General features: G+C 55.2%; 11 protein-coding genes, 1 tRNA gene and 2 pseudogenes. 9 read left to right on the top strand and 5 right to left on the bottom strand.

Features of this window, described 5'->3' with window-relative positions; all coding sequences use genetic code 11:
* Nucleotides 1-452 precede the first annotated feature (452 nt).
* Nucleotides 453-629, top strand: coding sequence for a hypothetical protein (locus FEAC_RS15450; protein ID WP_156099278.1), 177 nt, complete (start codon nt 453-455; stop codon nt 627-629).
* Between the two features lie 495 nt (nt 630-1,124).
* Nucleotides 1,125-1,505, top strand: a complete 381-nt coding sequence (locus tag FEAC_RS02500; protein WP_152623035.1) for a hypothetical protein — start codon at nt 1,125-1,127, stop codon at nt 1,503-1,505.
* Nucleotides 1,506-1,724: 219 nt separating this feature from the next.
* Here the strand turns inward: FEAC_RS02500 and FEAC_RS02495 are convergent.
* The 4 genes and pseudogenes from FEAC_RS02495 to FEAC_RS02480 form a co-directional block, all read right to left on the bottom strand.
* A pseudogene (locus tag FEAC_RS02495) lies at nt 1,725-2,078 on the bottom strand (ISAzo13-like element transposase-related protein); the annotation flags it as partial.
* A gap of 200 nt (nt 2,079-2,278) precedes the next feature.
* Nucleotides 2,279-2,647: a hypothetical protein gene (locus tag FEAC_RS02490; protein WP_052565315.1), complete on the bottom strand. Its 369-nt coding sequence runs from the start codon at nt 2,645-2,647 to the stop codon at nt 2,279-2,281.
* A 1-nt stretch (nt 2,648) separates the two neighbouring features.
* Nucleotides 2,649-2,975, bottom strand: a complete 327-nt coding sequence (locus tag FEAC_RS02485; RefSeq protein WP_052565312.1) for an IS21 family transposase — start codon at nt 2,973-2,975, stop codon at nt 2,649-2,651.
* Nucleotides 2,976-3,060: 85 nt separating this feature from the next.
* Nucleotides 3,061-3,351, bottom strand: a complete 291-nt coding sequence (locus FEAC_RS02480) for a hypothetical protein (protein WP_052565310.1) — start codon at nt 3,349-3,351, stop codon at nt 3,061-3,063.
* A gap of 141 nt (nt 3,352-3,492) precedes the next feature.
* Between FEAC_RS02480 and FEAC_RS02475 the strand changes: the two genes are divergently transcribed.
* From FEAC_RS02475 to FEAC_RS02465, 3 genes are all read left to right on the top strand, one after another.
* Nucleotides 3,493-4,341, top strand: a complete 849-nt coding sequence (locus FEAC_RS02475; RefSeq protein WP_052565308.1) for a hypothetical protein — start codon at nt 3,493-3,495, stop codon at nt 4,339-4,341.
* Between the two features lie 41 nt (nt 4,342-4,382).
* Entirely contained in the window at nt 4,383-4,550 is a 168-nt protein-coding gene (locus FEAC_RS15445; RefSeq protein WP_160290311.1) for a hypothetical protein, read from the top strand.
* A 320-nt stretch (nt 4,551-4,870) separates the two neighbouring features.
* Complete coding sequence (locus FEAC_RS02465; RefSeq protein ID WP_035392473.1) at nt 4,871-5,572, top strand: hypothetical protein; 702 nt, start codon at nt 4,871-4,873, stop codon at nt 5,570-5,572.
* Nucleotides 5,573-5,888: 316 nt separating this feature from the next.
* Here FEAC_RS02465 and FEAC_RS02460 read toward each other — a convergent pair whose 3' ends face one another.
* Complete coding sequence (locus tag FEAC_RS02460) at nt 5,889-6,260, bottom strand: DUF6788 family protein (protein ID WP_035392491.1); 372 nt, start codon at nt 6,258-6,260, stop codon at nt 5,889-5,891.
* 91 nt (nt 6,261-6,351) lie between these two features.
* On the opposite strand from FEAC_RS02460, the pseudogene FEAC_RS02450 reads away from it, so the two are divergent.
* The 4 genes and pseudogenes from FEAC_RS02450 (at nt 6,352) to FEAC_RS02435 (ending at nt 10,546) form a co-directional block, all read left to right on the top strand.
* Nucleotides 6,352-7,836: pseudogene (locus FEAC_RS02450) on the top strand (ISKra4 family transposase).
* Nucleotides 7,811-8,203 carry a hypothetical protein gene (locus FEAC_RS15440; protein ID WP_156099270.1) on the top strand — a complete coding sequence of 131 codons (393 nt, stop codon included), beginning with the start codon at nt 7,811-7,813 and terminating at the stop codon, nt 8,201-8,203. The pseudogene FEAC_RS02450 and the gene FEAC_RS15440 overlap by 26 nt, the downstream one beginning before the upstream one ends.
* A gap of 411 nt (nt 8,204-8,614) precedes the next feature.
* Nucleotides 8,615-8,690, top strand: a tRNA-Thr gene (locus FEAC_RS02440).
* A 182-nt stretch (nt 8,691-8,872) separates the two neighbouring features.
* The gene (locus tag FEAC_RS02435) at nt 8,873-10,546 is read left to right on the top strand and encodes a DUF885 domain-containing protein (RefSeq protein WP_035389026.1); all 1,674 of its coding nucleotides are present in this window, start codon (nt 8,873-8,875) and stop codon (nt 10,544-10,546) included.
* Nucleotides 10,547-10,680: the final 134 nt, after the last annotated feature.

Here is a 10,680-nt window from a genome sequence, read left to right as displayed (position 1 = left end):
TACGCAGTATTCGCGCTGGGATTCGTGGCGGGCGGTGTGGGTACTGAAAGGTGTCCGGGCGTAGACCTCGGTGCCGGTACGAGCAGTATCTACGACAACAGAATATTGAACGGGAGGTAGGACCCGGGATGTGAGGGTCCAACGGAGCTATCCCTCGCATTTCCCGTGGACTCCGCTAGGATCGACCCTTGCAGTTGCGGTTACTGACGGGACTCCACAAGGCGATTGCACGAAGAGATCCCTTGCCTAGATTGCCGTGGGGCCAGAGCCTCCGGAACAATCTCTTTGACGGTAATGGTGGGGTGCCGGTTCCATGCGTTCGGCTTTTGCTCCGTATGTTCATCAGGTGCTACTCGAGGTAGCGATGGGACCAGCCTGAGCTCCGAGCGCTGGGAGGAACCACCAGATACAGCGATCAAGCTATCGCTGCGCCACTCAAGAGATGTGTGCTGATGCAGGATACTCGTCACGCATGGGCCATCTCGTGTTCTTTACTTGGGGTGTCCGAGCCCGCCGTCCACACGATCATCGCCGAAACCGAGGTACCCTACCTGGTTGTCGGTGCGCAACTGTATAGGTCACCTGAGCGAACTATGAGTCAGCAGGTTCTAGCAGCGATAGTCAACTGACCCGAGATGGCGAAGTCTGGGTCTCCAAGAAACCCGGGATTATTCACTATCTGTAAGCTTCAAGCACGCGTCTTCAAACCGGTCCTCTGAGACCATGGATCACACTGGAGATTCGGGACTCGCTTGCCTTCGGCGATGATGGTGGAATGCGGTCGCTCCATTATCACCTGGGATCCTGTCCATCCGAATTTTCGCCCATATTTTCACAGGTGAGGCTATGGCCGCATATATTGAACGATCGACCCACAACGCTCTGAAGTGCGCTTATACGTTGAAATGCGTCGAAAGATTGTAGGTGAATGTAACTCCTAATTTTTCGAACCCGACATAGCTTGGGCCTCTCGATAGAGACAGTAGATTCCGGCTACACACACTGACCAGCTGCTACCAGCACAAGGCACGCAGCCTACAGCGGCAGATATTTCGCCGACCAGATCGGCGCCTAGGATCCAGCGTCAAATTCTTCGCTTCCTATATTCTGGATCTGGAGATTGAGTGAGCAAAGAGTACGCGAAGGAAATGGATGCCATAAAATCCAAGGTAATCGAACTGGCTGATCGCCTGGCCCCTGGATCCTTGCTTAGCATCGGTGCAGGCAAAGAAGCCATCACGGTACGCCTTAAACCAAATGCCGCAGAGCTGGCTGAGAAGCTGAAGGAATCTTTCGGCGCCACGGTAGATATTACCGTTGGACGTAAGAAATTTCCGTTGGATGTGCATTTCGCTTCTCGACTCACGCTCCATCCACCTCAAGTCGTCGACGCCCTGTCAATCCTTCACGCAAGCATTGCGATGACTTCCACGAGATTACCAAGTGGCACCTCTACGACAGGTCGTACTCTTATTGAGAAGGGTGCAGCTCTTCTGGAGGGCTGATACCACACCACTAATCATGGCTTGAAGCTGGGTATCATAGCCTGGCAGTGCTGAGGGACGCCAAGTGCGAGGCTCTGTGAAGGGAGGAATCGGAAGCCGAGCTGAGTTAACCCTCGGTGTGTCGAGGTCTCCGAGGTGATGTCGAGGTCTCCACCGTCTCGAGCGCCTGTAGCGAGGCGATCTCGAGCTTAGGGCCCGGCAAACAATAACTATAACAGCCTAGCCCTCTCTGGGGTGTATCGAGTAATTCCACTCTCCATGGAAAGAGCTACGTATCAGATTGATGGAGGAGAACTCTTCGTCAGAGACCTTGACTCCTCTGGGATAACTCCCTGGGTCCAGTTCCGCTTGGACGCTAAGTCCGCTCTTGGTTCTGGTATTCGCAATTAGGTTGACCATGACTTCATGGCTAATGAGAGGTTGTCCTCGCCAGTTCACCGAGATAAATGAAAACAGGCGATGTTCAATCTTATTCCACTTGGAAGTTCCTGGCGGAAAATGGCAGACCGTGATTGGGATGCCGATCTCATCTGCCAATTTCTGAATCTCAAGTTTCCAGAGCCTTACTGCAGATTTCGGAGGTTTTCGGACACCCGTTTCGGTCCAATCCGGACACCCGTTTCGGAGTTTTCGGACACCTAGACAGGGTGGGCCACTGAGGTAGCCATACTGAATCGGACAACGAGTTTTCCGAGGAGGTAGTTGTGTCACGTCCCCGCATCATCATGCGCCAAATCAGAGAAGTACTAAGGCTCTCACTTTCCGAGCGCCGCTCAATACGAGAAATCTCTCAAGCCTGTTCGCTCCCAAAGAGCACGGTATCTGACTATGTCAAACGGGCAAAGCAAGCTGGCCTGTGTTGGCCGCTTCCACTCCGCATATTCATACGCCGTAGTAGGCAGAGGACGCATCACTGGCTTGTCCACAGCCTCAAACACGCTCTTTCTGGTTCCCTCTCGCCTTTGGAACCCTTGAGCGTTTAGCTCCTCTAAGAGCTCGTAGATTGCCTGGTTGAGCTCGTACAGGGAGAAGAACTTGACGTGACGAAGCCTGGCGAGAATCTGGCGTTCGACGATCAGGACTCCTCCTTCAACGGCGGCCTTATCTCGAGGTTTTCGGGGTCTAGCTGGTAGAATCGTCACCTCATAGTGCCTGGCCCACTCCAGGTAGCTCTCGTTGAATACCGGGTCGTACTTGGATGGCTTGGGTGACCACCGCTTTGGGGTTATCTGGAACGACACACATGGGAACTGCTCCCATGTACTCGAATGCCGCTGTTCCCCCAGCCGTCCATGACTCAGCCTTCTGGTTGGCAAACGCCTTGGCAAAGGTGTAGGAGCTCGCTCCCATCACCGCGACGAAGAGCTGAGCTGCGAAGTTTACCTCACCAGTGTGGTCGTCCCAGATCGGGACCGTATCACCGGCAAAGTCACAGAAGAGCTTCTCTCCTCCTCGGTGCTCAAAGTGCATGACCACTTCATTGATCTTCTTCCATTCTCGGTAGCGAGCACAGAACCGTGAATAGCTGAGCCCATTTGGATTGCGCTCCTTGTACTTAGAACCAGAGCAGTTGTAGGGTCAGGTGATTATGAGCCTGTATCTCGGTGGCCACCTCCTGCCAGTTGGGAATAACGGGCGTACTCTTTGGTGTCTCAACCGCGGCGAACAACAACTGCTCCAAGCTCTTCGCATCCATGCCCGCTGGAAGTGGCCAGCCGATCTCGTGCTCTGCTGCCTTCTCTAGATACGTAGCCACGCTTGGCCGAGATACTCCCGTCTCCCGGCTGATTACCCTGGCACTCTTGTCCTGCGCACTGAGGCGCAGTACCTCTTCGATCTTTCTCATTGGTATCCTCCTATTGGGCATGTGGCACCTTTGGGTGGTTGGTTTTCAGTCACCACATAAGGATGCCACGGCCTCTTTGCATCCATTGTTCCTGAGTCCTTCTCGCGCCCTCTAGGGGGTGGCAAACTTCAGCGAGAACAGGTGGCAGATTTCAGCGAGAATGGGTGGCAAACTTCAGCGAGAATACGCAAACGTCAGGTGGAGCTGTTGGCGGCTCGTTCTGTCGTCGATTTCGAGGCCTTCTATGAGAATATACCTCGCATGCAGGGCAACCAAGGAGAGGTCCTCGTCCTCTCCGTAGACGGCAAGGGGATCGTCATGAGACCCGATGCCCTGCGGCCAGCTACTGCAAAGGCGGCCGGGAAAGCCACTGCAAAGTTGAAGACGAGGCTCTCCAGAGGGGAGAAGCACAACAGGAAACGTATGGCTGAGGTTGGCGCTGTCTATGATGTGACGCCGGTTATCCGTACTCCTAGCGACATTATCGGACGTGAGACCGACACAGAGAGAGCCCCGGCACCCAAGGCGGCCAACAAGTGGCTCACAGCCAGCGTGGTCGATAACACTGCGAGCGTTATCTCAGCGGTCTTCGACGAGGCACATCGTCGTGACCCAGAGCATCGGCGCACTTGGATCGCTCTCGTCGACGGTGCGAAGCACCAGATTGACTGTATCAATGCAGAGGCAAAGACCCGTGGGGTCAAGGTGAGCATCGTCTGTGACTTTATCCACGTGCTCGAGTACATCTGGTCCTCTTCTCCGAAGGTGACTCTGCCGCAGAAGCGTGGGTCGCTGAGAAGGCACTCTCAGTACTACGAGGGCAGGCATCAACGGTCGCGGCCTCGATCCGGCGCAAGGCCACTTGTCTCGGTCTCGATCCCCGTTCTAGGGAGAACGCTGACCGTTGCGCTAACTACCTACTTGCCAAGCGGGATTACCTCAACTACCGCCAAGCGCTCGAAGAAGGCTGGCCGATCGCCTCTGGAGTGATCGAAGGTGCGTGTCGCCATCTCGTGAAGGATCGCCTCGATTTGACCGGTGCACGTTGGGGACTCAACGGAGCGGAGGCGATCTTGAAGCTACGCGCCTTACGCAGCAACGGCGACTTCGACGAGTACTGGAGGTTCCATCTCGACAAGGAACGGCACCGAGTGCACGAGGCTCGCTTTGCGCATGGGACAATCCCGCTGGCCGCATGATGTCCCTCTACGGGAGCCGCACCCAAATAAATTATCAGGGGCACTATATGCAGCGCCAGACATCAACTCACCCCCACTGACCTACTAACATGCAAATCACTCCCTGTGGATAACCCTCCCAAACCAGCAAATGTCTATGAGACAGACATACATTCGGAACGAGTTTCGAAAGTTCGGTCGACAACGCGCCAAGAACCATGATAGACGATATATTTTCGATACTTTCTAAAAGTGTCGTGAAATCTTCGCCACGATGTGTTAGGTTGTTGCTTGTATCAGACAAAACGTTTGATGATGATGATCACCACAAGGGGGTAATGATGAAGGTAGGCATGCTAGCGCGTCAGTTGACACTCGGGCTCGGAGTTCTAGCGGTAGGGGTTGGAATGACTTCAGGTGTAGCGTTTGCGCAAGATGTGACAGGGCTCAATTCACAATCCTTGGCTTCTCATCTCCCTACGTTTGAAAAGATGTTGAACGTAGCTCCCTACTCATACGCTCTGTTGCCGGGACACGGGACCTTCCTGGATAATTACGCTCTTGCAAAGCGGTTGGCAGCTCTCCCGAATCTCCCTAGTCAAGTTAAAGACCTACTAGTATCTACTCCTGTCACCGTCAGTGCTAATCCAACAGTCCCGTCCGATACCTCGGATATACCTGGAGATCCAGTAATGAATGGTGGATGTATCTGGAAAGATATCTACGGGTTCACCGTCGTCACCTTCAGTAGCTATCTGGGGTTCTCTGCGAATGGATCGGTTGTGACCCAAGTAAGTGTTCCAAACAACCATGAGGACGTCACAGGATGGGCTTTGGGAACTATAACCTATAACGGATCATCCTTTAGGACATCCACCCCTTTAGTTAATACATGGCACTCTACCGCCCAAGTAAGTGGATTCTTTACCCAATCTGTGGGTGGTGAGACAGTTGACCAGCTTGGTGCGCAGATAGACTTCAATATGTACGGAAATGGTGCCTGGTCAAATCCCACGACTTGCTCAGGCGGTGTGCAGTCCTAACTCGACTATGCCCTTGAATGGAATTTGGTGTGATAGTATCAGATATTTTGAGCTCATCCAGTCCGCTAATCGTTTTGGTTCCTATCGCGATGGTTGGGATCGTAGGCTATGTGGTGTTCTTGCTGTGTAAGCGTGTCTTGGGCAGAAGGCCCTAGCCATCAGACCCCTTGCTGTCTATTACATATGGGTGCAGCTCTTCTGGAGGGTTGATACCACACCACTAATCATGGCTTGGAGCTGGGTATCATAGCCTGGCAGTGCTGAGGGACGCCAAGTGCGAGGCTCTGTGAAGGGAGGAATCGGAAGCCGAGCTGAGTTAACCCTCGGTGTGTCGAGGTCTCCGAGGTGATGTCGAGGTCTCCACCGTCTCGAGCGCCTGTAGCGAGGCGATCTCGAGCTTAGTGACGAGATCCTTGAGTCGGTGGGCATTGTCGAACCACGGCCGGTAGCGCTCAAGCTGCTCTTGGCTCAGGTATCTCGTGACGGTCTTACCCTGAACTGTTCGGGTCCACTGGATGTAGGGACCGTGCAGCACAGGCGGGTCGGCCTTACAACCACAGCCAGCCTTACCACAGCGCATGTAACGCACGACTACCGATCCGGGCAATAGCCCGTCGATCTCAGCCAGGGCCTCGGCTATTGCCTTGCGCGTTGCGGCGAACGGCGGCGTTTGTGTTGGCTTGCTCATCGCATCGTCTCCTCATGAGTGGGCATCTCGGCTGTCCATCTCCAATCCTACAGCCTATACGCTGTAGGGCAACCGATCAGGAGGAGATCCCATGCCGACTAGCTCTACCAATGATGCCTTCAGCGCGAGTCGCTCTCGCTTCGAGCAGGCGTGCTCCTTCATGGGAGGAGAGACAGCGAGCAGCCTCACTCACTGGGAGCTCGAGACGAAGTTGAGCGTTGATGTCCGTGAGCTGGTCCGCCAGCTCTATCAAGACCACCTGGACCTGCGTAGCTCGCGCGAGGAACGACTCGTCGATGTCATCGACGCAGAGGCAGACAGGCACACGAGCGTCGAGGCCGGCCATACCCGATCGCTCCAGACGATCTTCGCACTAAGTCTCAGTCACCCGCCTTGCCTATCGTCGGCGAGGTAAGGACAACCTCTACCTAGGCGATGCGACCTTGAACCTGCCAGAGGAGCTACATTCTCACGGGCTGCGTGAGCTCTCGGCTATAGAGTCGGCAAGGGGGAGCTTCGAGGAGGCGACCGAGGCGATTCGACGTATCACCGGTGTCGGATGCGCAAAGCGTCAGGTGGAGCTGTTGGCGGCTCGTTCTGTCGTCGATTTCGAGGCCTTCTATGAGAATATACCTCGCATGCAGGGCAACCAAGGAGAGGTCCTCGTCCTCTCCGTAGACGGCAAGGGGATCGTCATGAGACCCGATGCCCTGCGGCCAGCTACTGCAAAGGCGGCCGGGAAAGCCACTGCAAAGTTGAAGACGAGGCTCTCCAGAGGGGAGAAGCACAACAGGAAACGTATGGCTGAGGTTGGCGCTGTCTATGATGTGACGCCGGTTATCCGTACTCCTAGCGACATTATCGGACGTGAGACCGACACAGAGAGAGCCCCGGCACCCAAGGCGGCCAACAAGTGGCTCACAGCCAGCGTGGTCGATAACACTGCGAGCGTTATCTCAGCGGTCTTCGACGAGGCACATCGTCGTGACCCAGAGCATCGGCGCACTTGGATCGCTCTCGTCGACGGTGCGAAGCACCAGATTGACTGTATCAATGCAGAGGCAAAGACCCGTGGGGTCAAGGTGAGCATCGTCTGTGACTTTATCCACGTGCTCGAGTACATCTGGTCCTCTTCTCCGAAGGTGACTCTGCCGCAGAAGCGTGGGTCGCTGAGAAGGCACTCTCAGTACTACGAGGGCAGGCATCAACGGTCGCGGCCTCGATCCGGCGCAAGGCCACTTGTCTCGGTCTCGATCCCCGTTCTAGGGAGAACGCTGACCGTTGCGCTAACTACCTACTTGCCAAGCGGGATTACCTCAACTACCGCCAAGCGCTCGAAGAAGGCTGGCCGATCGCCTCTGGAGTGATCGAAGGTGCGTGTCGCCATCTCGTGAAGGATCGCCTCGATTTGACCGGTGCACGTTGGGGACTCAACGGAGCGGAGGCGATCTTGAAGCTACGCGCCTTACGCAGCAACGGCGACTTCGACGAGTACTGGAGGTTCCATCTCGACAAGGAACGGCACCGAGTGCACGAGGCTCGCTTTGCGCATGGGACAATCCCGCTGGCCGCATGATGTCCCTCTACGGGAGCCGCACCCTATTGAGAATATGGGCAATACATGTCTGCTTTTCGATGCCTCGGCACCCGTGGGTTGGCTATCTGAACCCGGCGGGTCAGTCGCTCTTGGGGGTCATGCTGGGAAGATAGCTGCATCACTGCAGCATATGAAGTTAGAACCGGGTGCCGTGGGAGAGCTAAGCTTCATCGTCGGAACTGCCGACCTTGGGCCGAGTGTGTCCTTCCTGCTCTCACCTGGGCATTACGAAGTGGTGGTCCCAGTACATGTCATCATGAGCTCTGAACACACTGAGGGCGTCCCAAGAGTGATGGATCTTCAAGTTCGCGATTGCTACCTGTCCATTTCTGACCCGCTCCGTTGACACTCCGACAGTTAGATTCGGGAGGTGCCCACACAACGGAGGAAGGATCTAATCCCAATACCACTCGAGTAGGACAGCACTGAACCTCAGCGACAGACAAACCCCGGATACAAGAACTGGCCACAAGCATCGGGCGCGAACCGGTGCGCTTGACCAATCTGACATCACTATGAGGGGCTGAATTGGCGACGCCCTCAACATCATGATTCTTGTCCGCAAAGCATGCGAGTTGTTTAGAAGAGTCAGAAAAGATGTGGATACTTGAGTTCTCCTAGCGTCTCAAGGGTGCCGTTAGTAACGCGAACCGCTCGATTCGGGAGATGACTAGGAGTTAGAGGGTCGACGACCAATAACTCGGCAACCAGAACGCCTAATCACCTTGGTTTACCCGATAGGCTCTAGCTGATGTCGGCCGGTGTGGCGCAGCTGGTAGCGCAGGCGATTTGTAATCGTCAGGTCGTCGGTTCGAGCCCGACCACCGGCTCCAAACTCAAAAATGGGTCACCGGAAATCGGGACTCGACTGAACTTTAGACGGGCTGCTGAGTGATGACGACCAAGACTGTGGTCCCCCGAGAACCAGGTTCACTCACTCGACAACGAACGACAGCGAGGAGCGTGACCGCCAGCTAGCGTCAGAGCAGATGGCATCATCTCCAAGGAGGCAGATATGACTCGATCCATCAACGAGCTCGCGGACGACTACCTAGCACGATTGGTAGAGCTAGACCCGATAGTCGGCACCGAATTAGGTGCGGGTGATGACCCTGCAGGGCTCCCCGACTACTCAGCCGACGGAATCACGGCAAGAGCAGATCTTGACCGAGCCACATTGAAGGCTGCGGAGACGATCGCACCTACCGCTACGGAGGCGATCAGTAAGGAGCTGATGATAGAGCGGCTACGCACACGACTCGCTCTTCATGATGCCGGTGAGTGGATGGCTGACGTCAACGTGATCGCCTCTCCTCAGCACCAGATAAAACAGGCTATCGACCTGATGCCTCGGGCAACTAACGAGGACTGGGAGACGATTGCCGAACGACTTCGAAGGGTACCTCATGCTTTGTCGGGCTACCAACAGAGCCTACGCTTGGGTCTCGAGAAGAGGCAGGTAGCCTCGCAGCGTCAAGTGCTCCAAGCCGCACGATTGGCGAGAAAGACCGGCACACCAGGAGGTCCTTCGTACTTCGATGAGCTCATCGCTTCTCAAAACCTCCACCATCCACAGATCGGGGATTTTTTAGAGAGAGCCTGTCAAGAGGCAGCAGCTGCCTATTTAGATCTTGCCACCTTCTTTGAACAGGAGTATCTTCCGAAAACGTCGACCATCGACGGCGTGGGTCCTGATCGTTGGAGTCTCTATTGCCAACTCTTTAATGGGGCAACCTTTGACCCGCAGGACTCCTACGCCTGGGGCTTTGAGGAACTCGGTCGCATTCGTCACGAGATGGAACTCGAAGCCGAGAAGATCCTCCCTGGAGCGGGTATAGCTGCTGTGATCGCTCATCTCGAGCAAGATCCTTCACTAGTAATCCAAGGAGCAGAGGCGTTCCGACTCTGGAATCAACAGGTGCTCGATGGCTCAATGGCCGTCTTAAATGGAGTACATTTCGATATACCGGTAACCATCCAGCGAGTTGAGGCGATGTTAGCACCTGCCGGCGGTGCTGCGGCCATGTACTATACCCCACCCTCGATGGACCTATCACGACCAGGAAGGACCTGGTACCCGACCCAAGGAAAGACAGTTTTCCCGCTCTGGCATGAGCTCAGTACCGTGTACCACGAAGGAGTCCCGGGTCACCACCTCCAGATCGGCTACGCGACCTGGCTTGGCGACCGCCTCAACGCCTTCCAGCGAACCCTTGGCGGGAACTCCGGCCATATCGAAGGTTGGGCACTCTATGCCGAGCGACTGATGGACGAGCTTGGCTTCTTCGAAGAGGCCGCTTACCGCCTGGGCATGCTAGCCTCGCAAGCCTTTCGAGCAGCCAGAGTAGTCATTGATATTGGCTTACATCACCACTTTGAGGTACCAAATGGCGTTGTTGCCGAGGCGCCCGACCACTGGACTCGAGAGACAGCGGTTGACTTCCTCCAGCGCATAGCAGGCATCGATCTCATTTTTGCCACATCTGAGATCGACCGCTATCTTGGTTGGCCCGCCCAGGCCACCAGCTACAAGCTTGGTGAACGAGCTTGGCTCTCAATTCGTGAACAGGTGCGGCGAAGAGAGGGTGCAGCATTTGACCTTAAGCGCTTTCATCATCAGGCACTCGAATTGGGTTTTGTCGGTCTCGACCAACTCGCTAGCTCCTTCGCGGTAACCACAACTAACTAGCTAGCCTCGGCGGTCTGTTCCATCCAGCAGGCATACCCTTTACACGCGAGTAAAGCAGTCTTATCTAGATAAAGACTCGATAGCGACAAACCATCATCCTCTCTTTGAAGGAGCCTTGAACCTTGCTCGCCGTG

This window comes from Ferrimicrobium acidiphilum DSM 19497 (assembly GCF_000949255.1).
GTDB lineage: Bacteria > Actinomycetota > Acidimicrobiia > Acidimicrobiales > Acidimicrobiaceae > Ferrimicrobium > Ferrimicrobium acidiphilum.
This window is presented reverse-complemented; position numbering and strand designations above follow the sequence as displayed.